This is a genomic window from Roseovarius dicentrarchi (assembly GCF_003316635.1).
GTDB classification, from domain to species: Bacteria; Pseudomonadota; Alphaproteobacteria; order Rhodobacterales; family Rhodobacteraceae; genus Roseovarius; species Roseovarius dicentrarchi.
Genome location: NZ_QNQP01000018.1, coordinates 41,078 through 63,670, shown reverse-complemented (window position 1 = coordinate 63,670; position 22,593 = coordinate 41,078). Strand labels below are relative to the sequence as shown.

General features: G+C 61.8%; 20 protein-coding genes and 1 pseudogene. 14 read left to right on the top strand and 7 right to left on the bottom strand.

Annotation, left to right across the window (positions count from 1 at the left end):
* The gene (locus DQ230_RS12870) at nt 1-255 is read right to left on the bottom strand and encodes a WGR domain-containing protein (protein WP_113913018.1); all 255 of its coding nucleotides are present in this window, start codon (nt 253-255) and stop codon (nt 1-3) included.
* Nucleotides 245-1,063: a BrxR family transcriptional regulator gene (locus tag DQ230_RS12865; RefSeq protein WP_113913017.1), complete on the bottom strand. Its 819-nt coding sequence runs from the start codon at nt 1,061-1,063 to the stop codon at nt 245-247. The genes DQ230_RS12870 and DQ230_RS12865 overlap by 11 nt, the downstream gene beginning before the upstream one ends.
* A gap of 71 nt (nt 1,064-1,134) precedes the next feature.
* On the opposite strand from DQ230_RS12865, the gene DQ230_RS12860 reads away from it, so the two are divergent.
* The gene (locus tag DQ230_RS12860) at nt 1,135-2,271 is read left to right on the top strand and encodes an exonuclease SbcCD subunit D (RefSeq protein ID WP_113913016.1); all 1,137 of its coding nucleotides are present in this window, start codon (nt 1,135-1,137) and stop codon (nt 2,269-2,271) included.
* Nucleotides 2,268-5,348, top strand: coding sequence for an AAA family ATPase (locus DQ230_RS12855; protein ID WP_113913015.1), 3,081 nt, complete (start codon nt 2,268-2,270; stop codon nt 5,346-5,348). The genes DQ230_RS12860 and DQ230_RS12855 overlap by 4 nt, the downstream gene beginning before the upstream one ends.
* A gap of 461 nt (nt 5,349-5,809) precedes the next feature.
* Here the strand turns inward: DQ230_RS12855 and DQ230_RS12845 are convergent, their stop codons facing one another.
* Nucleotides 5,810-6,877, bottom strand: coding sequence for a hypothetical protein (locus DQ230_RS12845; RefSeq protein WP_113913013.1), 1,068 nt, complete (start codon nt 6,875-6,877; stop codon nt 5,810-5,812).
* A 228-nt stretch (nt 6,878-7,105) separates the two neighbouring features.
* Here DQ230_RS12845 and DQ230_RS12840 point away from each other — a divergent pair, with 228 nt between their 5' ends.
* Nucleotides 7,106-7,990: a recombinase family protein gene (locus tag DQ230_RS12840; protein ID WP_093744214.1), complete on the top strand. Its 885-nt coding sequence runs from the start codon at nt 7,106-7,108 to the stop codon at nt 7,988-7,990.
* A gap of 78 nt (nt 7,991-8,068) precedes the next feature.
* On the opposite strand, the gene DQ230_RS12835 is transcribed toward DQ230_RS12840, so the two are convergent.
* Together DQ230_RS12835 and DQ230_RS12830 are read right to left on the bottom strand one after the other, a co-directional pair.
* Complete coding sequence (locus DQ230_RS12835; protein ID WP_113913012.1) at nt 8,069-8,464, bottom strand: PIN domain-containing protein; 396 nt, start codon at nt 8,462-8,464, stop codon at nt 8,069-8,071.
* Complete coding sequence (locus DQ230_RS12830) at nt 8,454-8,681, bottom strand: AbrB/MazE/SpoVT family DNA-binding domain-containing protein (RefSeq protein ID WP_009503866.1); 228 nt, start codon at nt 8,679-8,681, stop codon at nt 8,454-8,456. Before DQ230_RS12830 ends, DQ230_RS12835 begins: the two co-directional genes overlap by 11 nt.
* 208 nt (nt 8,682-8,889) lie before the next feature.
* On the opposite strand from DQ230_RS12830, the gene repA reads away from it, so the two are divergent.
* From repA to DQ230_RS17520, 5 genes and pseudogenes are all read left to right on the top strand, one after another.
* Nucleotides 8,890-10,083, top strand: coding sequence for a plasmid partitioning protein RepA (gene repA, locus DQ230_RS12825; protein WP_009503867.1), 1,194 nt, complete (start codon nt 8,890-8,892; stop codon nt 10,081-10,083).
* Nucleotides 10,067-10,999: a plasmid partitioning protein RepB gene (gene repB, locus DQ230_RS12820; RefSeq protein WP_093744212.1), complete on the top strand. Its 933-nt coding sequence runs from the start codon at nt 10,067-10,069 to the stop codon at nt 10,997-10,999. Before repA ends, repB begins: the two co-directional genes overlap by 17 nt.
* A gap of 213 nt (nt 11,000-11,212) precedes the next feature.
* Nucleotides 11,213-12,427: a plasmid replication protein RepC gene (repC, locus tag DQ230_RS12815; RefSeq protein ID WP_113913011.1), complete on the top strand. Its 1,215-nt coding sequence runs from the start codon at nt 11,213-11,215 to the stop codon at nt 12,425-12,427.
* A 169-nt stretch (nt 12,428-12,596) separates the two neighbouring features.
* Nucleotides 12,597-14,204, top strand: a pseudogene (locus DQ230_RS17490) (ParB/RepB/Spo0J family partition protein); the annotation flags it as partial.
* A 13-nt stretch (nt 14,205-14,217) separates the two neighbouring features.
* Nucleotides 14,218-14,358, top strand: a complete 141-nt coding sequence (locus tag DQ230_RS17520) for a hypothetical protein (protein ID WP_244512628.1) — start codon at nt 14,218-14,220, stop codon at nt 14,356-14,358.
* Nucleotides 14,359-14,514: 156 nt separating this feature from the next.
* On the opposite strand, the gene DQ230_RS12805 is transcribed toward DQ230_RS17520, so the two are convergent.
* Together DQ230_RS12805 and DQ230_RS12800 are read right to left on the bottom strand one after the other, a co-directional pair.
* Nucleotides 14,515-15,882, bottom strand: coding sequence for a sensor histidine kinase (locus DQ230_RS12805; RefSeq protein ID WP_113913010.1), 1,368 nt, complete (start codon nt 15,880-15,882; stop codon nt 14,515-14,517).
* Nucleotides 15,879-16,538: a response regulator transcription factor gene (locus tag DQ230_RS12800; protein WP_009503873.1), complete on the bottom strand. Its 660-nt coding sequence runs from the start codon at nt 16,536-16,538 to the stop codon at nt 15,879-15,881. The genes DQ230_RS12805 and DQ230_RS12800 overlap by 4 nt, the downstream gene beginning before the upstream one ends.
* 145 nt (nt 16,539-16,683) lie before the next feature.
* Between DQ230_RS12800 and DQ230_RS12795 the strand changes: the two genes are divergently transcribed.
* From DQ230_RS12795 to DQ230_RS12770, 6 genes are all read left to right on the top strand, one after another.
* Nucleotides 16,684-17,001: a PepSY domain-containing protein gene (locus DQ230_RS12795; RefSeq protein WP_113913009.1), complete on the top strand. Its 318-nt coding sequence runs from the start codon at nt 16,684-16,686 to the stop codon at nt 16,999-17,001.
* Nucleotides 16,958-18,343, top strand: coding sequence for a ferredoxin reductase family protein (locus tag DQ230_RS12790; RefSeq protein ID WP_113913008.1), 1,386 nt, complete (start codon nt 16,958-16,960; stop codon nt 18,341-18,343). Before DQ230_RS12795 ends, DQ230_RS12790 begins: the two co-directional genes overlap by 44 nt.
* Nucleotides 18,344-18,523: 180 nt before the next feature.
* Nucleotides 18,524-18,904, top strand: coding sequence for a PepSY domain-containing protein (locus DQ230_RS12785; protein WP_009503876.1), 381 nt, complete (start codon nt 18,524-18,526; stop codon nt 18,902-18,904).
* Between the two features lie 35 nt (nt 18,905-18,939).
* Nucleotides 18,940-19,410, top strand: a complete 471-nt coding sequence (locus tag DQ230_RS12780) for a DUF2271 domain-containing protein (protein WP_043872238.1) — start codon at nt 18,940-18,942, stop codon at nt 19,408-19,410.
* An 11-nt stretch (nt 19,411-19,421) separates the two neighbouring features.
* On the top strand, nt 19,422-21,629 hold the full coding sequence (locus tag DQ230_RS12775) for a PepSY domain-containing protein (RefSeq protein WP_113913007.1): 2,208 nt from the start codon (nt 19,422-19,424) through the stop codon (nt 21,627-21,629).
* Nucleotides 21,610-22,590 carry an FAD:protein FMN transferase gene (locus tag DQ230_RS12770; RefSeq protein ID WP_113913006.1) on the top strand — a complete coding sequence of 327 codons (981 nt, stop codon included), beginning with the start codon at nt 21,610-21,612 and terminating at the stop codon, nt 22,588-22,590. The genes DQ230_RS12775 and DQ230_RS12770 overlap by 20 nt, the downstream gene beginning before the upstream one ends.
* Nucleotides 22,591-22,593 lie beyond the last annotated feature (3 nt).

The window sequence follows — 22,593 nt, the reverse complement described above, 5'->3', positions numbered from 1 at the left end:
TCAGACTCCCTGGCCGTCTGACACAGGCAGTGTGATCAGATAGCCGCGCGTCAGCTTCTGTTTGACCATATCGGAAAGGACTGATTCGGCCTCGGTTTCTGTCGCGTACCAATCATGGCGATGTCGCCCCCAAGTTCCAAGGCGGCCCCACTGTCTGTGGACGCCGTGGTGGCCGAACAGGTCTTTGGTCAGTTCCACGGAATAGAACCGGTTCATGTTGAGGCAGGGATCTATGCGTCGCATGTCAATTTGCATCGATCTCCTCCTCACTCATCGGAACATAGTCGATAGAGACCCGTTCTAGACGAGGCTCCTTTTGCTCAAGACCCCATCGGCGTTCCGTGTAGAACTCAAGTGCTTTCCGGGTTCTGGCCTCCAGCACGTCTGAGGTGAACCCAAATTCAATGCGGACCACGCGTTGCTGCGCGTCAGTCAATCTTGAATGCGGTTTGAGCTTCAGGATGGCCCAGGTGAACCAATCGTCATCTCGGGGCACCGCATTGGCTGGCTTGGTTTTTGCGAATGACTGATCAGGGTCTATGCGAGCAGGATGGAAGTCACGGAAATCCTCACGTTCAAAACACCAGGCTCGTACGTGAAGCCTAACGCCATCAGAAGCGAACCGAACAGGTGCAATCCAGCGAGTCATCGGTTCTGGATCTCGCATCGATTGATACACGATCCTCGTTGCTTCTTTGGCCCGGTAGGCACGGTAGAGCGGTCGTAATACACGCAGGCCCTGAGTGCGTTGCAAATCCGGCAATCTATCGAATGCGGGAGATGGTGCGCTAGCCAAGAGATGCTCCAGCTCCATCGAGGACGCCTTGCCGCTTAGCCGTTCAAAGTTGTCATGGGCATGGTATTGGCGCGATGAAGCATCATAGTGCAGCGCGCCTTTTGGCGCTTCGGCGAGGTAGGTCCGAAAATCGAGAGCGGCCTGCGCATTTGAAATACCAAAACGCTTGATCAAGGAAGCACGAGTCGCTGCACCGTCCCAGAAGAACAGGCTGTCGAGGTATTCCAAGCGCGCACGCTGGGCATGTTTAAGGTCTTTGAAAGGCATGGGGGAAGGATATCTTGACTCCCTACCATTGTCCATGTAATTTTTACATGTGTATTAACTAATGGTGTAACATGCGAATACTTCATACGGCAGATTTGCACCTCGGGAGGCAGTTCATGGGGTTGAGCCTTGAGGAGGATCATGTGGCCATCCTGGACCAAATTCTGGAGACGCTCTTGGTGGAGCGAGCCGATGTTCTTGTAATCGCAGGGGATGTTTTTGACCGTGCGTCGCCGCCCAATTCGTCGATCCGGCAGTTCAATCGCTTCCTCAAGCGCGTGGCAGAAGAAACCGAAGCCGCTGTGGTGATGATCTCTGGCAACCACGATTCCGGCGATCGAATCGAGGCAATGTCTGTCTTCTCCACCGCATCGCGGGTATTGGTTCGCGGGATCGCCGACGCGGTTGAAACTCCGCTTGTGCTGCGAGACGAACGTGGCGAGGTCGCCTTTTCCGCGTTGCCATTTTCTTATGAATACGCCGCGCGGGAGGTGTTCGGGGACGAGGGGATCAGCGCACCGGCAGATGTCATAGCAGCCCAGATCTCTGCAGCGAGGGGGCAGGTGCCCGAAGGCGCGCGCTGGGTCGTCGTTGCCCATGCCTTTGTCGCGGGCGGCGCGGTCGGCGAGGTGGAGCGCGCCCTGACGCGGGTTGGCGGCATCGAAACCGTTCCCTCTGATGTCTTCGACGGGGCGGACTATGTTGCACTGGGGCATTTGCACGAGCCGCAGGAAGTTGGTGCGCGCCACATTCGATACTCCGGCGCACCGCTCGCTTTCGGTTTCGACGAGGCGGGAAACGAAAAATCCATGACTGTCGTCGATCTAACTGCTGAAGGAGTCGAGATCCGTACAGTGCCGTTCCGCCCGATCCGGCAAGTGCGCTCACTCACTGGGGCATTTTCGGATCTTCTGGCCGGAACTTCGTCTGAAGATTTTATCCAGGCTATCCTGACGGATGAGAACCCTCTGATCGATCCGATGAAGCGGTTGCGCGCGACCTACCCTAATGCCTGCCATTTGGCCTACGCCCGGCAGGCACGGGCGTTGGAGACCAAACTGCTTGGTAGCGGGCGCACCGCCGTCACGCCGATCGAGATGGTCGGCGACTTCATGAAGGTTGTGCGTGGCCGGGAGCCGAATGCCGCCGAAGTCGCGATTGTAGCGGACAAGCTCCACTCAGCAACCTCGGGGGAGGAGCAGACATGAGACCAATTCGCCTATCGCTTCAAGCCTTCGGGCCCTTTGCGACAACCGAGGTGGTGGATTTTCGCTCCGCCTTGGAAACGGGGTTGTTTGGAATCTATGGTCAGACGGGGGCGGGAAAGTCGACGCTGTTCTCGGCTATGTCCTTCGCGCTTTTCGGATTGCCAACCAAGACCGATCAGGAACCACGTTCGCTGCGCTCCGATCACGCGGCCTCGGATCTCCCTACTGAAGTCGAATTTGTCTTTGAACTGGGAGCCAAAACCTATTTGATCCGTCGTCGACCGGTGCAGGAGCGTCCGAAGGCGCGCGGCGAAGGGACGACAGAGGACGCAGCGGAAGCCTCGCTATTCGACGTTACCGGGATCCCGATGGACACGCTTGGTTCGAGCCAGTCTGGCCGCGTAATTGCTGAAAAGAAGGTCTCGGTCGTGGGGCAACAGGTCGAGGCGCTGCTGGGCTACGGGGCAGATCAGTTTCGGCAGATCGTGCTCTTGCCGCAAGGCAAGTTCGAAACGTTCCTGGCCGCAAAGACTGATGCGCGCGTCGAGATATTGCGAGATCTATTTGACGTGAAAGTCTATCGCGATCTCGCCGCACGGCTGAAGGAAGAAGCCTCAGAGGCAGAACGAGCGTTGCGCGACCAGCGCGCGCTCTATGTGGCGCGGCTCGAGGAACGTGGCTTCGAGAGCGCTGAAGCGCTGGAACTAGGGATTGCCGCAACCGAAGCCAAGGTCGACGAAAAGTGGAGAATTCAACAGGGCGCGGAAACGGCTAACGAATCAGCGCGCAAGGCGCTGACCGATGGCGAGCAGATCGAAAAGGCCTTTGTGGCCGTCGATACGGCACAGAAGGCACTTGACGATCTAGAAGCGAAAACGGGTGAGATCGATGCTCTGGCCATGCGGGTCGAGGCAGTCAAGAATGCCTTGCAGGCCCGTGATCTTGAGAAGGCCTGGCACGATGCGGAGCACGATAGCCAGATCGCAGTGAATGCCGTGACTAAGGCCGAAGCGGAGCTCCACACCGCCACTGGGGCAAAGAATCAAACGGCTCAAGAACTGGTCGAGGCACAGTCGGGCGACGAGCGACGGCAGCAAGTTCAGGCTGACCTGACAAGGTTGGAGGCGATCGAGAACCAGGTCGGGCAGGCAGCGGAGCTAAGAAGCGCGTTTGACGACGCTGCGAAGGACGAAGCTTCGGCGAAGAAGGCTCTAACCGAGGCCATAGATGCCCGCGAAAAGCTCAAGTTTCAGCGCGATGCGACCTATCTGGCGCTCGAACAAGCGCGAAAGACCGAAACGGTGCGAGGCAAGCTGGCCGGTGAGCTGGCCGAGGTCAACCGCGAAAGGGTCAGGGCAGCGGCGCATGCAAAGGCGCAGGGAGCTGTCGCGGATGCCGAACGAAAGGTCGAAGCGGCTTCGAAAGAACTGGCGACAAAAGCCGAAGCAGCGGGAGCCGCCGACGCGGCCTTGGCTGATGCCGAGGCACGGCTTTCGCGCACGCAAGCGATCATTCTGGCGGAAAAGTTGATCGAAGGAGCGCCCTGCCCTGTCTGTGGTTCCCACGATCATCCGGTGCCGGCCCATGGCACGCCCGAACAATCTGGTTTGACCGAAGCGTTTCGTAACGCGCAGGTTCAGACGAGAACCGCAGCCGAAGCCAAGGTTCGGGCAGAAAGCGAACTCGGCAATTTCCGAACGCGGCTCGACGAAAAGAAGCAGGCGCTGGAGGAACAGGAACGCCCTGAGCGCACGTTGGCGGAACTCGAAGCTGAAATCGCACGAATTGAAGGCACCGTCGCCGTGCTTGGAGAAGCGGTCGATCTGGACGCGATGGCGGAGCAGTTGGCCGAATTCAAGCGAAAGGTGACCGAGGCAGAAACTGCCGAGGCTACGGCGCGCACCGCTGCGGGAAAGGCCGAGACCGCTCTTGCCGGCGCGCGCGCCAAGCTGGACACAGTAATCGAGGCCCTGCCAGAAGGTCTGCGCACGCCCGAGGCGGTTGTCGCTCGACGGGAGGCTTTGCAGAGAGAGCAAAGGCAACTCTCCGAGGCGCTGGAAGTGGCGACGCAGCAGGACCGAGCCGCCAGTGAAGCGCTCACCCGTGCGCAAGAGCAGCTTGAAGCAGCAAAGCGGGCGCGCGACGGGCAGCAGCAGCGCGTGAAAAAGGCGCATGGTGATTTTGGCGCTCGGCTTGCCGAGGTCGGGCTGGACAAAGCGGGATATGATGCTTGCAAGGCCCATTTCCCGACCCTCGACGCCGACCGCCAGAAGGTGACCGATCACCGCAATGGATTGATCGCTGCTCGCACGACATTGCAGAACGCCACAGCCGCTTGCGTAGATCGTGAACGCCCGGATCTTGCCCCGCTTCAGCTGGCGTTGGCAGACGCAACCCAGACCTTGAACGCTGCAAACGCTGCACTCGCCACCGCGAGAACGGATGTATCGTCACTGACCAAATTCAAGGAATCGCTAGCCGCGGCCCTAGCCGAAACCGAGCGGCTTGAAACCGAGACCGGTCCGCTCCGGTGTCTAGCTGATCTGGCTAACGGCAAGAACGATTTCAAGATGACACTCGAGACCTTTGCGATCGGTGCAATGTTCGACCAGGTTCTCGAGGCGGCGAATATGAGGCTCGACCCTATGACACGTGGTCGCTACCGGTTGACGCGCGGGCTCGAGGCATCTGGCGGTCGCGGCAAGCGTGGGCTCGAAATCGAGGTCTTCGACATTAACACTGGCAAGGCGCGTCCGACAGCCACGCTATCTGGTGGCGAGACCTTTATCGCGGCACTAGCCCTCGCGCTTGGGCTAGCTGATGTGGTCGAGAGCCTTTCGGGCAAGATCAGAATGGACACGATCTTCATCGATGAAGGCTTCGGCAGCCTCGACACCGAGAATGGGGCGGGCACGCTGGACCAAGTGATCCAGGTGCTTGCTGCGCTGACAGAGGGCAGCCGGGCCGTCGGCCTGATCTCGCATGTCGGGCTGGTGCAGGAGGCTATTCCACAAGGCTTCTATGTGCGTTCGACCCCAAGCGGCAGCCGGGTCGAGGAAAGGAGGGGGCTGGGATGACGGACCGTTGGTATTTCCGTAAGGCGCACACCCGCCGCCTGTCGACGGGCCGCACGGTATCCGTCCGCGGCGGTTGGGCAGTTCGGGGCGACCGTGAAAGCAAGGAGGGCGCATCGTTCAGGCGGACTTGTCCAATATGCGGGGCGCTGATCGTAAGTGTGGGCATGCCCAGAGGGGGCTGGGTCCATTTCGAGGGCGGCAAAGGCCTGACACGAATTAAACACCATTGCCTACATCTTGGCGAAGGTCTGAGCAGGCGGCGCGACGAGGACACACCGGATCTTTTCGAAATGCTGCGATAGCTCGTTGCCGGATTACACAAAGCGATTCTGAGAGAAAGATTTTGTTCGATATCCAAACCAGGATTCTTTGGCGAATCTGATGAACGTAGGCATCGGCGCCACGCGCCTCACCCTCAATGAACTGAGAAGGCCCTTGCCGCTGGATCTACTCACAACGGTCTAGTCCTTGATCCGCCACATCCTGAAGCGTCCTTGTTGCGTCACTTCTTGGATCAGGCCTCTCTCTTCCATCCAAGCGAGGTTCCTTTGAACAGCCGCGCGACTTGCGCCTGTTAAGACTTCCGCCATCGGGGCCGACACCAAAGGCCACTCTGTCAACGCCGAACGAAGAGCGGTCGGAGTTCGCCCCGAAAGCTGAGACATGGCTCCTTCCGCCCGAGCACTCCATGTCTGGGTATCATCTAGATGACGCATCGCCGTTAGAATTGCGCTGTTCATCCCATCCAACCAGCGGGCCAAGCGTTCGGGTGGCGAGCCCGAAGCACGCAGCCCCCCTGCCCCGCCCATAGCGAGCGGTGCGAAAATGGCGCCGCTTCCGTCACTGGCCGCGATCCTAGACGCGGTGACGGCGGCTTCCATCTGGTCGCCGTGCTGTCCGAGGCCCGCCAGGCTCCAGAGATGAAAGCCCATGCAAGCCCGCGTGATTGGGTGGAGATCGGCCGCGGCTGCTATTACGTTCAGCCATCCGCCCGCGCGATCTTCGAAACGCTCAGTGCTGTCTTCAATGTTTTCGGGATCGCGGCGATCCAGGAAGGCTGCCAAGTCACCTTTTGGTCCGGGACCGCCAGTCAGGCGCCGAGCGGCCCATCCAACTCTTGCTAGGGCATTTGTGTCATCCTGTGCGCCCGAGAGCCGCATCGACACCCAGAGCGCCAGCCGATCAGAACTCACCCGATCTCCTGCGAACCAGCTAAGATCCGCCGCCTCGATGAGAGCGAGCCGATGCCGCCAGCCTTCCGGACCGCGCAGCAGCCGGTCATCCAGAGCGCCAAGGCGTCCAGCCACTCTTGCCAGTCGCGCAGCGTGAACCCCCTCTGCCCTTGCCCAGTCATCGACGACAGCGGTGTCGGGCGGTTCCGCCCGCGGCCCCGGAGGCAAATCATCGGGTTCTTCTTCGAGTGGCCCAGGCAGGAACCAGAGATCATCCTCGTGAGCCTCTTCGTCCCCCTCGACTGTGATGAAGGGGTCGTCAAAATCATTAGTCAAATTAGGTGTTTGTGATTTCATATGTGCAAAATACTGATTTTTTGCTCATTACCCAAGCGTTTTTTTTGGCCGTTGCTTGCGCCCTTTATATAGTACGCGCGCGAGACTGCCGGCGGAACCTCTCAGATCGCGCTCTGCGCAAGAAAACCAAGGCATTGTACGCCAGCTCAACGAGAGAACACTTGCTTGCATTCGTTTGTAAACGGTCGTTTAGTAATGATATGCGAAACTGCAAAAAAGACTGTTTTAATGCCCCTGATTGGTTATGCCCGCGTATCTACCGAGGATCAGACCCCCCTGCCCCAGTCGCAGACCCTGAAATCTGCGGGTTGCGCCGAAATCTATGAAGAGCACGCCTCAGGCGGCAATCGCGCGCGGCCGGTGCTTGGGCGTGTGCTCGAACGCATCCAGAGTGGCGATACGCTGGTCGTCGTGAGGATCGACCGGCTTGCGCGGTCTCTGTCGCATCTGCTGGAAGTGATCGAGCGGCTGGAGGCCAGGGGTGCGTTCTTTCGCTCGATCCAGGACCCGATCGACACTGGATCCCCGCAGGGCAAGTTCACGCTGCAGGTCTTGGGCGCTGCGGCCGAGTTCGAGCGCGCCCTGATCCGGGAGCGCACCAAGGCCGGCCTCGCCAGCGCGCGCACAAAGGGCCGCGTGGGCGGAAACCCTGGACTGCGGGCCAAAGACCCTGCCGCTCTTCGCAAGGTGCGGCTAGCGCGACAGGACGGCTACATGGAGCGTCTGAACGAAACGGCACAAGATTGGGTGCCCCATGTGCGCCGGTTGCGCCCCGACTTGGCCTGGGAAGACGTGGTGCGCATCATCAACGGCCCCTTGCCCGAGGCGCGTCGCTGGACCCAAAGCCGTCTCTTGCGCGCCGTGAAGGCCTATGTCCGCGACGGCTTTCTGCCCGAGACTGTGCTCGCCCGGGCTGGCCGCCGCGAGGCCGACGACCGCCTGCCCGCCATCGTCGCCGCCATCAAGGGCGCGGACCCCGACATCACGCTTCAGGCGATTTGCACCCGGCTGGAGGCGATGCGCGAGCGCACGCCCCGTGGGCGGACAAGCTGGCAACCCTCCTCGGTGAAGATGCTGCTGGAACGGGCTGAGAGACTGGGGCTGCTTGAGTAGTCGAGCTACCTCGCAAATCCTCCACGACATGGAAGGATTACAAGGTTGTGGTCAGTTCCACGCTCAGTAGCTGTCCGGTCATGTAAAGGGGTTGACGATGCGAAGCTGGCCTTCCACCAGCAGGCCATCTTGCATGTCCTCGCTCCACAGCGTGTTACACCCCGCAACCAAAGCGCTGGCCACGATCATCGCGTCGTAGATCGAGAAGCCGTAGCGTTCCGCCAAAGCGCGGCCGACGTCATGGGTCTGCACGGTGAGATCTTCGACGGGACACAAGGCGCGCACGCCTTCGAGAAAGGCCGCTGCTTCCTCCCAACCGAGGCCAGCTTTGCGGCGGCAGTTCACCAGTGACTCGTTTAGAACCTGAACGCTGATCCGGGGCCCCTGCCCCAGAATGACCTCGGCGCGATCGGCCTTTGGGCCGTCGTCGAGCAGGTAAAGAACGACATTCGTGTCCGCGAACTCAGCGCTCATGTGCGTCGTCGCGGCTCAGACGTTCTGCTGCGGACAACTTGCCCCGGAAGCGGCGCAGGCCGGTCAGCACCTCATCCGCACGAGCAAGGCGACGGACTCTGACCCGACCGTCGTCCTTGACTAGGTCGATCTGATCACCCTCCTTGAGACCAAGCTCTCGGACGAGCTCCGCGGGCAAACGGACGGCCAGCGAGTTACCCCATTTTGCGACCTGCATCGTGACCTCCCATGTGGATATACGTCTTATAATGTATATCCGAAGGGTTCCGAAGACAAGCCTGCCGCAAACCCTAGCTACTCTTGTGCATGACGCAGCGACTGACACCAAATCTAGAAAGAGCTTGCACGAATCTGATAGCTCGGGCAATAGTCTCGATAAATAACGCGCGATCACATAAAAAACGCGCCCACGAATCGAGGCAGAGATGAGCGAAGCTGAGCAGGACTTGGACATTGCCATCGGGCACTACGCAGAGCTTCTTGCGTCCAATCTTCATGCGCAACGTGCTGCCCACTTCCCTCCCGACGCCAAAAAAGTCATGCGCAGCCTGACCAGCGGCGAGGCGGCCGAGTTGCTTGGCGTCGATCATACCTACCTTCGCAAGCTTCATCGAGAAGGAAAGATCGCTGACGTCGAAACCACTGCGGGCAGCCACCGGCGATATACCCTCGATGATATCTGGGAGATTCGCCACGCCCTTGAGGCAAACGCGAAGAAGCCTGGAACCTACGTTCCGGGGCGTCGTGCCGGTGACGAGCTTCAGATTGTTTCTGTTGTGAACTTCAAAGGCGGGTCCGGGAAAACGACAACATCCGCTCACCTTGCACAGCGCTTGGCTCTCAAGGGATATCGTGTCCTTGCGATCGATCTGGACCCCCAGGCATCCCTTTCCGCGCTGCATGGCATCCAGCCTGAGCTGGACCTGATGGAGGGTGGCACGCTGTATGATGCGGTTCGCTACGATGAACCGGTCCCGATCTCGGATGTGATCCGCAAGACCTACATCCGTGGTCTTGACCTGATTCCCGGGAACCTCGAGCTCATGGAATTCGAACATGAGACGCCGGCAGCCATTCAGCGTGGCGGCGCCCGCGCATTCTTTGCCCGTGTGCGCGACGCGCTCGACAGTGTCGAAGCGGACTATGACGTCGTCGTCATCGACTGTCCGCCGCAGCTTGGTTTTTTAACCATGTCCGCCCTTTCAGCATCTTCAGGGGTGCTTGTTACCGTTCACCCCCAAATGCTCGATCTGATGTCCATGTCGCAGTTTCTGCGAATGACCGCTGATCTGCTTGGCGTCATCCGGGATGCTGGCGCAAACCTTCGCTTCGACTGGCTGCGCTTTCTGCCGACCCGCTACAAGGTGGGTGATGCCCCGCAGACCGAGGTCATTGCATTTATTCGGGGTCTGTTCGGCAGGTCAGTCCTGACCAACCACATGGTTGAGTCTACTGCGATCTCTGATGCAGGGCTGACGAAGCAGACGCTCTACGAGGCCGACAAGAAGGACTTCACGCGTCAGACTTTCGATCGTGCAATCGAATCCATGAACGCCGTCAACGACGAGATCGCGGCGATCATCCAGAACACGTGGGGACGCAATGGCAAGAAAGCCTAAACTGGGACTGCCACTGCAGACCCTGCGCAACGCGCCCGACGCTCTTGAAGGGCGCAGGCTGCGCGGCGGCGTTTTCGAAATCGAGCCTGACCAAATCGAAACCACAGGTCGGCTCGATGACCGGCTGCAGATCGAGACTGCGGGCCTCAAGGCGTCAATTTCCAAGAACGGACAGCGAGTACCAATCCTCGTCCGGCCGCTTGATGGTGATCGCTACAGCCTGATCTATGGCCGTCGTCGACTGGAAGCTTGCAGAGAACTTGGGATCAAGGTCCGCGCCATTGTCACAGAGATGGAGGGCGATCAGGCACTTCGTGATCAGCTGTTAGAGAACCAGGAGCGGCGGGATCTAAGCTTCATCGAACGAGCGCTTGTTGCCGCAGCCTTGCTCGACGGTGACCATCTGAGCGCATCCGAACGCACTAACAAGGGTGTCGCCGAGGTTCTCAATCTGACCGAGGCAGGAGTGTCGCAGCTGTTAAGCGTGGTCCGCACCGTTGGGGAGGACCTGGTCCTCGCCATCGGTGCCGCTCCAGGCATTGGTCGGCCCAGGTGGGAAGAGCTCAAGAAGTTGCTGGGGGCTACGGATGCCGATCGCGAACTGCTTGCAGCTTTGGCGGCTGAGGCCAAGACATCCTACCAAGGCGGTATTGACGAGAAATCCGATCATGCATTTTTGGCCGTCCTCTCTGCTGCAGGGAAGCCCGAACAGACCACATCCTCGTCTCGCCCTCGCGGGCGGCCCGGCACGGTGATTCCGGGGGTCGGTGCCGCCACTGTCACGACCGGACGTCGTGGAAAGCAACTCAAGCTCGAGTTGAAGGCCGAGGAGAGCGATTTTGTCAGCTGGCTTGAGGGCAACGCCCCGCAGCTGATCGCCGAGCTTCACGAGCGCTGGAAGCGTTCGGAAGACTGAGGAAGAGCAACAATCAAAAAGGAGGCACGAGACAGGCAGAAAAGAAAAAGGCCCCGAGAAGCAAGCTTCACGAGACCTTTCTTAGGTTTCGTACGGGACCAGCCCGCTACAAAACTTCAGTTTTCGCACCTCTGAATGTAGCGATCTGGCCCCTTTCCCGCAAGCGCAAAGCGATTCGCGGGCCAGGGAAATTTTGCCTTCGTGAATGACATCATGGATTACACACCGATTTCGCCGTTTATGCGGCCGATATCGCACGCCCATCTGCGCGTGGTCGAGCGTCCTGAGGCGTCTGTTCTCGGCAGGCCCGTCAACAAGTGGGAGCTCCTCCGCGAGCTGTCCAAGGCACAGGCGGCCTTTGGGGTTTCCGAGCGCGATCTGACCGTTCTTCAGGGACTTCTCAGCTTCTTTCCGGACGATGCGCTTGGCGGGAACACCGAAATGGTCGTCTTCCCATCCAACAAGGCGATCTGCGAGCGGCTGAACGGCATGCCTTGCTCGACGATGCGCCGTCACCTCGCCCGGTTGGTCGAGGCAGGCTTGCTCATGCGGCGCGATAGCCCCAATGGGAAGCGGTATGTGCGCAAGCGTGGCGAAGATCGCGTGGCCTTCGGCTTTGATCTCTCCCCGCTCTATTGCCGGGCAGAGGAGATTGCACGGGCCGCAGAGGCTGTGCGTGAGGCTGAGGACCGTGTGCGGCGACTGAGGGAGGTGGTGAGCCTCATGCGTCGCGACCTAGCCGCTCTGGCGGAGTTCGGCGAGGAGATCCAGCCCGGGCTTGGCCTATGGGACCAGCTCAGCGATACGGCCGCCCTCACAGCCCGCGCTCTTCGCCGCAAGCTTTCGCTTGAGGATCTGTCGGCATTTCGGACTGAACTGGAGATCCTCCTTGACCAGGCGCGTAATGTCATTGACGGCCCTGAAACAGAAGAAATGAACACCAATGATGCCCATTTTGAGCGTCACCATCATAATTCAAATAAAGAATCTATAGATATTGAACCTGCCTTAGAGAAAGGCGGGGCGACGGCGGGCAGCGCGCTTGATGTTGATACGGGTGAGCCTGTGGCTGACGTTGAAGAGCCTGACACGAGGCGGGTGCCGAAAATCCCACTTCACCTGGTGATTGCCAGCTGTCCCTCGCTCAAGACTTTCTATCAGGGCGACGTTCGACATTGGCACCAGCTTTTCGACGCGGCTTGTCATGTACGGCCGGCCATGGGGATCAGTGTTTCCGCTTGGGAAGAAGCGCAGCGCTGTATGGGACCAGAGCAAGCCTCGATCGTCGTCGTGGCCATGCTGGAACGTTTTTCCGACATCAGATCACCGGGTGGATACTTGCGGGCGCTGACGTCCAAGGCTGCGGCTGGCGAGTTTTCCTGCGGGCCGATGGTCATGGCGCTGATCGGACGGCGAAGTGCGGCTTAACAGCTGTTAAGTTTCGACGTCGTCGGTGCTCAGTTGGCATGACTTAACAGCTGTTAAGTCGCCTCTTGGCAACCATACGATCATCGAGAGGGAAAGGAGTGTTGGTTTGAGGGTGACGGGAAGTGAGATCAGGAGAGTGGCTTCCGGCGCCCGTCGTGGAGAAGATCTGATGACGAAAGCTGTCCAGAAAATCACCCTGTTCCCGTCCCGGGATATCCCTTTTGACAAGCTGGTGCTGAGCCAGTCCAACGTGCGGCGCATCAAGGCTGGCGTGTCCGTCGAGGAACTGGCCGAAGACATCGCCCGCCGCGGTCTGTTGCAGAGCCTGAGCGTGCGGCCCGTGTTGGGCGACGATGGCAGCGAGACCGGCAAATTCGAGATCCCGGCTGGGGGCCGCCGGTTCCAAGCATTGTCCTTGCTGGTAAAGCAAAAGCGTTTGGCAAAGACCACGCCCATTCCCTGCATTGTGCGCGATGCTACGTCCGACATCCTGGCCGAGGACGATTCCCTTGCAGAAAACATGCAGCGCGTCGCCCTGCACCCGCTCGACCAGTTCCGCGCGTTTGTGTCCCTGCGTGACAAGAGTCAGACCGATGCGGAGATTTCTGCCGCCTTCTTCGTGACGCCGCAGATCGTGAAGCAGCGCCTCAAACTTGCCTCCGTCGCCCCTGCCCTGCTTGAGATCTATGCCGAGGATGGCATGACGCTGGAGCAGCTCATGGCCTTCACTGTCAATCCTGATCATGACCGCCAGATGCAGGTCTGGGACGTGATCCATTCATCCTGGAACAAGGAGCCATTCCAGATCCGGCGCATGCTGACCGAGACCTCGGTCCGAGCGTCCGACCGGCGTGTGGTCTTTGTGGGTGTTGAGGACTATGAAGCGGCGGGCGGCACGATGCTGCATGACCTGTTCCAAGGCGATGATGGAGGTTGACTCGAAGACCCTGCCCTGTTTGATCGGCTGGTGACAGAAAAACTCAAGGCCGAGGCTGAGACGGTTGCGGCTGAGGGCTGGAAATGGATCGAGGTCGCACTCGACCTGCCCTACGGCTACAGCCAAGGGCTGCGGTCGCTGTCCGGTGATCCGGCACCGATGACGGATGACGAAGGCGCGGCCCATGCCAAGCTTCTCGCCGAGTACCGGGCGCTGGAAGAAGAATACGCAGGTCAGGATGATATCCCTGAAGAGATCGATGCGCGGCTTGGCGTTTTGGAAACGGAGATGGAAAAGATCGAGACCCGGCCGTTGATCTTCGATCCCTTGGAAATCGGGCGGGCAGGGGCGTTCGTCACGCTCGACCGCTACGGCGCTCTGGCAGTTTATCGCGGGTATGTGCGTCCAGAGGATGAGCCCGTTGACGAGACCGCGGTCCAGGATGCTACTGATCCTGCGGAGGCGGGGCAGGGGGATGATCGTGATCTCACCGATGGCCATGCCAGTGCCGCTCATGTCGGAACCATCATCATGTCGGGTGGCCAGCCGATCGGAGCTGACCTGCCAGAGGATGAGGATGACGGGGGGTTGAAGCCGCTGCCCGAGCGGTTGGTCATGGAGTTGACGGCCCACCGGACGCTGGCGCTGCGTGAAGCGATCGGGCGCTCGCCCGACGTGGCGTTGATTCTGCTGCTGCTGAAGCTTGTGACGGATACCTTCCGCACTTCCTCTGCTTCGGGAAGCTGTCTCGAAGCCTCAGTGCGTCACGTCTACATGCCGGCGCAGGCGAGCGATCTGAAGGACAGCGTGGTGGCAAAGCTGGTCGACGAGCGTCATGCGCCGGAACGATCTCGTGGCGCTAGACGATGAGGACCATGCCGAAGGGCAGGGGGCGGATGCCGAAGCGGCTGACAGCGTCAGTGAAGCTGACCTTCCTGCATTTCTGACGGATGACCTGCCTGCTGAAGGCGCGTCGATGCTGGCCGCGGAATAACGTGATCCAGCGGGGGGCGGAGATTCCGCCCGCAATCACCCTATAGTGTAACAATATCAATGGGATGAGTGCGATTACTCGCATTCAGAATGAAGAATCATGTCTACAACAACCATCATCGACACCGCACCCCTCGGGGCGCTGCGACGTGAGACTTCAAGGCCAATGCTCCCGATCTTTCACATGGGCATTTGGAGCATCAGTTGGCAATCTGACGGATGCCTGAAATCCAGAAGTTTCACCGGGACGTGGTGACTGGAGCAAGAGAGAGGTTTCGATCCGTTCTGCGATGGCTGAGACGATAGCGAGGCCAAGCCCGCTACCATCAGTTTTTGCATCTGCCCTCTCGAAGCGCCCTGTCAGGCGTTCGAGTGTTTCGGTTGCTACCGCGGGGCCCTCGTTTGCCACGATCAACTGCCCCTCGCTCGTGAGTGTAACCGCGACTGGGGCATTCTGCGCCCCGTGGCGTAGGGCGTTTTCCACCAGATTCCGGCACAGAATTCCCAATGCGTCGGGGTCGATATCAGACAAGACAGGGGTGTCCGGCAAGTTTAACGTAAGGCGCCCGTTCTCTGTGGTGCGCGCGATATCTTCCACCACGACCCGAGTGATGGTTCTGACATCAGCGCTCTGGTCCATCCGAAGTCTACCGCCTTCCGCCCGCGCAAGCTGCAGGAGACGCTCGGAAAGCCGAGTGAGACGCTTGAGCGTTGCCTCGATCTCGGCGGCACGGGCGTCGATGGTCGGATCTTTGGTCTCTGACCGCAGTCGCTGCGCCTGGGCGATAGCGCCCGCCAATGGTGTCCTTAGTTCATGAGCCGCATTGGCTGCAAAACTTCGCTCAGCCTCGAACGCGTCGCGCAACCGAGCCAAAAGGCTGTTCAAGGTTGCGGCCAGCGGTCCGATTTCGGTCGGCAGGTCGGCCGCGGGTACTTCTGACAGGTCGCGCACGCCGCGCGCTTCAAGCCGCGTACGGAACCGATGGAGAGGGGCGAGGCTAAAGCGCACAGCGAGAATAATCGACGCGAGCGCCAACGGCAGCACGACCAGCAGCGGCAGGCCGAGGCCCATCTGGATTTCCCGAGCAACCGATGCGCGATGCGCCAACGGTTCGGCCACGGTGATGCTGATCGTCCCCTGGAGCGCCGCGTCGCTGTAGAGGCGATGTGTGGCGTTCTGCCCAAATCCCGGCCCGTCGTATGGAGGGAACACGGCAGGGTCCGCCGCATGGGATTGCAGCAGGATGCGTCCCTCGGCATCGCGTACGATGTAGGTAAAGAACTCGTCATGCTCCCGGATCGGCGCGAGGCGCTGCGTCACACCCTGATCTTCCCGCCCGACGATGTCGGTCACGGCCAGCGGCAGGATGCGCTCGGCGGTTTCGCGCAGGGCGCTGTCGAAGACCTCGTCCATCTCGCCCCGAACGATCACCGCGGTAACCGTGGCGGCGGCGAGCCAGAGGATCGTCAGCACAAGGCCGAGTGACAAGCCGAGCCGTACCTGAAGGCTGGAGGGCCACATCATGGTTTGCCCAGCCGGTAACCCATGCCGCGCTCGGTCTCGATGATGGCGCTCCCCAGTTTCTTGCGCAGGCGGCTCACGTGCACCTCGATGGTGTTGCTCTCGACTTCGGCGTCGAAAGCGTAGAGCTTCTCCTCCAACTGCGCCTTGGACAGGAGCTGCCCGGGACGCGCCAGGAAGGCCTCGAAGAGCGCCCATTCCCGCGCCGTCAGCGGCACATGTCTGCCATCCCGATGGACGCTGCGCGCGGCAAGGTCGATGTCGAGCGGTCCGTGGGTCAGGATCGGGTTGGGGTTGCCGCTGTAGCGCCGCGCGACCGATCCGATCCGTGCCGACAGTTCCGACAGGTCGAAGGGCTTCACAAGATAGTCGTCAGCGCCCGCATTGAGGCCTTCGATCCTATCGGACACCTGGTCGAGCGCCGTCAGGATGATGACCGGCGTCACGTCTCCACGCGTCCTGAGGCCCTTGAGGAACCCGATACCACGTCCGTCTGGCAGCATGAGGTCGAGCAGGAGCAGGTCGTAGGAGGTTGCGCTCATCGCGTCTGCCGCCGCGTCTAGCCGCGTGACCCAGTCTACTGACTGGCCATCAGCTGCGATCTGGTCGCGCACGGCAGCGCCAAGAGTCGTGTCGTCCTCGATCAGCAATATGCGCATGGTCGTACCCGTCCTTTCCTGATGTCCCTCCATGATCCGTCTGGCTGACACGAAGCTGAAGCTTGTGGGTCGAGCCCCTTCAGGCTGCCGTCAGCTTCGCGGCGCATAAATGGCATCAAGAGGCGAGCCACTAGGAGTGTGCCCCATGAAGAAGACATTGACAATTATCGGCTTTCTGGCGGTCTTTCCGGCCGGCGCGGCGCTGGCTGACGACGATTGCTTCGTGCCGATGGCCGACTGGCAGCCGCGCGATGCTGTTGCCATGCTGGCTGAGGAAAATGGTTGGACGGTGCGTCGGATCAAGATCGATGACGGCTGCTACGAGATCGACGGGAGGGATGCCGAGGGGCGTGCGATCGAGGTGACTGTCCACCCGGCCACGCTGGAGGTAATCGAGATCGAATACGAGGACGACGAGGATGATCGCCGCGAGCGGGATCACGAGAGACGCGACGATGACTGATGCAGCGCGTCGCGACGGTAATGTCCCGGTGCCGGGCCTGCCGCGACTCTCCCGGCTTTCCCTAAACTCTCCTCTAGCCCTGACGGGCCCGATGCTGGTTGCGTTGCCATGCCTACTGGCGGCACTGATCGGGTTCAACACCTATGCGCCCTATGGCGCGGATGCAGCACTTGGCATTGCCGTCGGGGCCGCGGCAGTTGTCGCGATGGCACAGACCCTGATCCTCGCCGCACGGCCGCCGCTGGTGGAACCATTGTTCGGCGGTCTCGATCGCATGTACCGGGTCCACAAGTGGCTTGGTATTTCCGCAATCGTCCTGATGATCCTGCACCAGCAGATCGAGCCGGATTTCGAGCGTTTGGTGCGTGAAACCTCCCTTGGTGAACTTGGTGAAGAGGCGGGCGAACTTGCCTTCAACGCGCTTCTCGCCCTGGTTGCTGTCAGCTGGTTCCGGAGATTGCCCTTCACCCCACTGGAAATCCCCTATCAGATCTGGCGGTTCAGCCATCGTTTCATGGGGGCCCTTTTTGCAATCGTGGTCTTTCACCAGTTCTTCGTCGACATGCCGACAGAGGTAGATCCATCGCTCTCGGTGCTACTGAACACATTCGGCATCGCCGGAGTGATCGCGTGGATATTTACCGAGCTTGTCGCCCCGTACCTGCGGCGTAGAGAATTCACCGTCACAGAGATCAGCCAGACCAAGGACACCACCACGCTGACCCTCCGCCCCGAGGGGCGGGCCATGCGGTGGCGGCCGGGGCAATTCGCCTTCTTCCGCGCACCAGAGGCAGGACTGTCCGAGCCGCACCCTTTCACGATTGCCAGCGCCCCGCGCCCTGACGGCACCCTGACGTTCTCCATCCGAGGCTTGGGTGGCTGGACACGAAGCATGCCCGCCATCTTGCGGACCGGAACGCGCGTGCAGGTCGAAGGGCCATATGGACGGTTCAATTTCCGCAAGGGCGGTGCGCGCCAAATATGGCTTGCCGGCGGCATCGGTATCACGCCGTTCCTCGCCTGGGCGGAAAGCCTGACAGAGGCGGAGAGTCGCGACATTCACCTCATCTACTGCGTTCCGACACAAGAAGAGGCGATTGGGGTAGAGACGCTGCGCGCTGCGGCTGCCCGCAACCCGAGGTTCAGTTTCGAGGTGGTCGTCACGACGCGCGATGGCAGGCTCACGGCCGAGCGCCTGATTGGCGCGGTCCCTTTCGCGATCCGGCAAGCCGATCTGTGGTTCTGCGGCCCAACCGGTCTGAAGGACGGGGTTCTCAAGGGCTTGAAAGCACAAGGCCAAACGCCTCGCCGTGTCCGCTTTGAGCTGTTCGAATTCGCCTGAACGCGGGGCAGGGCGCATAGCCATGCCAGCCCTGTAGCCTGCGCTCGCATCTTTTTGGCCCCGCCATCATCGGCGGGGCCATTTTCCTGACGGCAAGCTGAAGCAGGAATCGCTGGGGCGTCAGGATGCCCTCAGGTCGGGGTGCCAGATTGGTCTCATCAAACGAAAGGACCCCTTGCCATGAAAAAGACCCTGACCGCCCTTGCCCTGATCGCACTCTTGCCCGCCGGCGCTGCGCTGGCCGACGACGATGATTGCAATGCGCCCCGTGACCAGTGGCAGCCGCGCGAGGCCGCCATGCAGATGGCCGAACAGAACGGTTGGACGGTGCGCGACTTCGAGATCGACGACGGCTGCTACGAAATCGAAGGCCGAGACCAGGATGGCCGCGAGATCGAGGTGAAGCTCGATCCGGCGACGCTGCAGATCGTCGAGATGGACTACGAGGATGATGACGACGACCGCGGTGGCGCCCGCAATCCCGCGCCCGCTGGAACGGTCGCTCCTCCGCAGAACGGCCTCTTCGGAAACGGCGCCCCTCCGCAGGTTCAGGTGAACTGAACAGCTCCGAAGCACCCTGAACAAGGATCATTCCCATGAAATCACTTCTCGCAACGCTCGCGCTTACCACCGCACTCACGCTTCCCGGCCTCGCTATGGCACGGCCCGTGACGCTCACAACCACCCTTAACAACTATGGTGGCGACGGCGCTTACCTCGCGCTTTACGTTACCGACGCCTCGGGCGCCTATGTCGGCAGTCTCTGGATGGCTGGTGGCAAGTCCAAGTACTACGAGCATCTGAGCGACTGGTACCGTGCCACGGGCGGCGATACCGCGCAGGTAAACGGTATCACCGGCGCCAGCGTCGGCGCGGGCCGCAGTCTCGAGATCACGCTCGATCTGGCCGACGCGCTGTTCGATACGGGCTACACGCTGCACATCGACGCGGCGGTCGAGGATATGCGCGACAGCCCGAACGAGGTGGCCGTGCCGCTGACGACGGCGGGCGCGGGCACGCCGGTGAGCGGGCGGCGCTACATCTCCAACTTCTCCTACGACATGTGAGGGGCAGGGCCATGATCCGTACACTCCATCGCTGGCCGGGTCTTCTGGCACTCGCGCTCGTCACGATCCTGAGCCTGAGCGGCGCCGCGCTCTCGGTCTTTCCGACAGTCGAGCGCATCACCGCGCCGCAGGTGGAGACTGGCCTGACAGTCGCCACCCTCGCGGACCGCATCCAGGTCGTCTATCCGGGCGTCGAGCAGATCCGGCGGTCGCCCTCCGGTCGGATCACCGCCTATTGGTTCGATCAGGGCGCGCCGGGTGCTGCCGTGATCGACCCGGCGACGGGCGCGGGCGTGGCCTCGGCCGACCCGAACCAGGCCCTTCGCTGGCTCACCAACTTTCATCGCTCGCTCTTCCTCGGGGATGGCGGGCGCATCGCCATGGCCGCCGGGGCCGCGGCGATGCTGGTCCTCTCGCTCTCGGGTGCTATGCTGGTCGCGCGACGGGCGGGCGGATGGCGGCACTGGTTCGCGTCCTTGCGCGGTCCGTTCGCGGGCAGGCTGCATGTCGAGATCGCCCGGATCGCCGTCATCGGCCTCGTTCTGTCCTCCACCACCGCCCTCTGGATGACAGCCTCCACCTTCGATCTTCTGCCGGACGGTAGCGTCCTGCCGGCTGATCCCACCGAAGTGAGCGGAGAAATTGGGTTCGCTCTCGATCAGATGGCCACGCTGCTGCAGACCCCCGTCGCCGAGCTGCGCGAACTGAGCTTTCCCTATCCCGGCGACGCGACGGACGTGTTCACACTGAAGACCGACCGGGGCACCGGCTATCTTGACCAGGGAACCGGCGCGCTCGTGGCATGGGCCGACCTGACCGGGTGGGAGCGCGTCTCGGAAACCATTTACATGCTGCACACGGGGCAGGGGGCCGCGACGCTCGGCCTTGTGCTCGGGATGATGGCGCTCGGAGTGCCGGCGATGGGCGTTACCGGCGTCTTGATCTGGCTTGCCGGGCGGCGCGGGCGGCCGCGCATCCGGGGCAACCAGCCCGCGGGCCGTGCCGAGACGATCATTCTTGTCGGCAGCGAGGGTGGCAGCACCTGGGGCTTCGCCGCGACCCTGCATGCCGCGCTGACGGCAGCGGGGCAGGGCGTCCATGTTGGCCCGATGTCGGGCTTCGCGCCAGAGCGCTACGCCCGTGCCGAGCGCATCATCCTGCTCGCCGCGACCTATGGCGATGGTGCCGCTCCGGCCTCGGCGAAGGGCTTTCTCGACCGGCTGAACGCCACAGACCGAGCGCCCGACTTTCCGATTGCCGTTCTCGGCTTCGGCGACCGGAGTTTTCCGGCCTATTGCGCTTTCGCCAAGGACGTCACGGCAGCGGCAAAGGCGAAAGGTTGGCCCGAGCTTCTGCCGCTCGACACGATCGACCGGCAATCGCCGCAGGATTTCGCGCGCTGGGGCCGCGCGCTTGGCGAGATGCTTGGCATACCCCTTGACCTTGCGCACCAACCCGTCTTGCCGCGCACCGAACAATTGACCCTCGTCTCGCGGCGCAACTACGGGGCTGAGATGCAGGCGGGGGCCGCGATCCTGCGCTTTGCCCTGCCGAGCGCAACGCCGTGGCAGCGGCTGACGGGCGCGGGCTTCGCACGGTTCCAGGCGGGCGACCTGATCGGCGTCCTGCCGCAGGGCAGCGCCGTGCCACGTCTCTACTCGCTTGCCTCGGGCCGGCGCGACGGGTTCGTCGAGATCGTGGTGCGCAAGCATCCGGGCGGTCTGGCCTCGGGCCAGCTGACCGCGCTGGAACCGGGCGATACGGTCCGGGCCTTCCTGCGGCGCAATCCCGGCTTTCATGCCGGTCGCGGTCGCACCCCGCTGATCCTGATCGGGGCGGGCACCGGCCTCGGGCCGCTGGCGGGCTTCATCCGCGGCAATGCGCGGCACAGGCCCGTGCACTTGTTCTTTGGCATGCGGCATGCGGACAGCGATTTCTTCTATGGCGAAGAGATGCCCGGCTGGCAGGCTGAGGGGCGGTTGACCCGGCTTGTCACCGCCGTCTCGCGCGGCGCGCGGCGCAGTTATGTGCAGGACGCCTTGCGCGCCGACGCGGCGCAGGTGGCCCGGCTTATCTGCGACGGGGCGCGTGTGATGGTCTGCGGCGGGCGCGACATGGCCACGGGCGTGAGCGATGCGTTGGCTGAGATCCTCGCACCTGCCGGGCTTACGCCCGCAGTCCTAAAGGCAGAGGGGCGGTATGTCGAAGATGTCTACTGAGCGCGCGCGCATCGCCCTGAACGGCCCCACCATGGGCACGCGCTGGTCGGCGCTGTTCTTCGCGGATCGGGGCCGCGACACGGATGCAATCCGTGCCGCCCTTCAGGCGGCTGTCGACGAGGTGGACACGCAGATGTCGACGTGGAACGCGGAGAGCGCGCTCATGCGGATCAATGCGGCGCCGGTGGGCGATTGGGTGGTGGTGCCGGAGCAACTGCGGGCGGTCCTGCGCCTCGGGCTCGAGATCGGGCGCGCCTCGGGCGGGGCCTTCGATATCGGCATGGGCGATGCGGTGACGGCCTGGGGTTTCGGGCCCGGGGCCGCCGCGCCCGAGGGTATCCGCGCCGCGATGGACGCCCCCCGCCGCCCGGCGCAGGAGGTGCTGGAGATCGAGGGGATGCAGTTGCGCAAGACCGCGCCCATTGCGCTGGATCTGAACGGCATCGCCAAGGGCTATGGCGTCGACCGGCTCGCCGAGACCTTGCGCGATCATGGGATTGCCGACGCCCTTGTCGGCATCGACGGTGAGATGCGTGCTATGGGCCTGCGCCCCGATGGCGAGGCATGGATCATCGCGGTAGAAGCGCCGGACCCTGATCGCCGGACGCCGCATTCGGTTCTGGCGCTGCAGGACGCCGCCGTGGCGACCTCCGGTGACTACCGCCATTGGGTCGAGGTTCAGGGGCGCCGCCTGTCGCATACCATGGATCCGAGACGTGGCGCGCCGCTGATCGCCTCGCCGGCCTCCGTCACCGTGGTGGCCCGCACCTGTGCCGAGGCCGACGCCTGGGCGACGGCGCTGATGGTGCTCGGTGCGGAGAGGGGTGCGGACCTCGCGAGACAACGTGGACTCGACGCCCTCTTTCTTCTGCGCGATGATGAAGGGAATGCAATGGGCGTGGGAGTCGGGCGTCTTTTTTCCGAAGAACCAGCGGCAATCGCCTCAGCCGGGGGAAGATGAGCC

What these genes read in the sequence shown, in the direction of transcription:
- DQ230_RS12855 (WP_113913015.1), top strand. Translation starts at nt 2,268, where the DNA reads ATGAGACCAATTCGCCTATCGCTTCAAGCCTTCGGGCCCTTTGCGACA.
- DQ230_RS12860 (WP_113913016.1), top strand. Translation starts at nt 1,135, where the DNA reads ATGCGAATACTTCATACGGCAGATTTGCACCTCGGGAGGCAGTTCATG.
- DQ230_RS12790 (WP_113913008.1), top strand. Translation starts at nt 16,958, where the DNA reads ATGATCGCCGCGAGCGGGATCACGAGAGACGCGACGATGACTGATGCA.
- DQ230_RS12830 (WP_009503866.1), bottom strand. Translation starts at nt 8,681, where the DNA reads ATGCAGGTCGCAAAATGGGGTAACTCGCTGGCCGTCCGTTTGCCCGCG.
- repB (WP_093744212.1), top strand. Translation starts at nt 10,067, where the DNA reads ATGGCAAGAAAGCCTAAACTGGGACTGCCACTGCAGACCCTGCGCAAC.
- DQ230_RS12770 (WP_113913006.1), top strand. Translation starts at nt 21,610, where the DNA reads ATGTCGAAGATGTCTACTGAGCGCGCGCGCATCGCCCTGAACGGCCCC.
- DQ230_RS12870 (WP_113913018.1), bottom strand. Translation starts at nt 255, where the DNA reads ATGCAAATTGACATGCGACGCATAGATCCCTGCCTCAACATGAACCGG.
- repC (WP_113913011.1), top strand. Translation starts at nt 11,213, where the DNA reads ATGGATTACACACCGATTTCGCCGTTTATGCGGCCGATATCGCACGCC.
- DQ230_RS12780 (WP_043872238.1), top strand. Translation starts at nt 18,940, where the DNA reads ATGAAATCACTTCTCGCAACGCTCGCGCTTACCACCGCACTCACGCTT.
- DQ230_RS12805 (WP_113913010.1), bottom strand. Translation starts at nt 15,882, where the DNA reads ATGATGTGGCCCTCCAGCCTTCAGGTACGGCTCGGCTTGTCACTCGGC.
- repA (WP_009503867.1), top strand. Translation starts at nt 8,890, where the DNA reads ATGAGCGAAGCTGAGCAGGACTTGGACATTGCCATCGGGCACTACGCA.
- DQ230_RS12835 (WP_113913012.1), bottom strand. Translation starts at nt 8,464, where the DNA reads ATGAGCGCTGAGTTCGCGGACACGAATGTCGTTCTTTACCTGCTCGAC.
- DQ230_RS12800 (WP_009503873.1), bottom strand. Translation starts at nt 16,538, where the DNA reads ATGCGCATATTGCTGATCGAGGACGACACGACTCTTGGCGCTGCCGTG.
- DQ230_RS12785 (WP_009503876.1), top strand. Translation starts at nt 18,524, where the DNA reads ATGAAAAAGACCCTGACCGCCCTTGCCCTGATCGCACTCTTGCCCGCC.
- DQ230_RS12865 (WP_113913017.1), bottom strand. Translation starts at nt 1,063, where the DNA reads ATGCCTTTCAAAGACCTTAAACATGCCCAGCGTGCGCGCTTGGAATAC.
- DQ230_RS12840 (WP_093744214.1), top strand. Translation starts at nt 7,106, where the DNA reads ATGCCCCTGATTGGTTATGCCCGCGTATCTACCGAGGATCAGACCCCC.
- DQ230_RS12795 (WP_113913009.1), top strand. Translation starts at nt 16,684, where the DNA reads ATGAAGAAGACATTGACAATTATCGGCTTTCTGGCGGTCTTTCCGGCC.
- DQ230_RS12845 (WP_113913013.1), bottom strand. Translation starts at nt 6,877, where the DNA reads ATGAAATCACAAACACCTAATTTGACTAATGATTTTGACGACCCCTTC.
- DQ230_RS12775 (WP_113913007.1), top strand. Translation starts at nt 19,422, where the DNA reads ATGATCCGTACACTCCATCGCTGGCCGGGTCTTCTGGCACTCGCGCTC.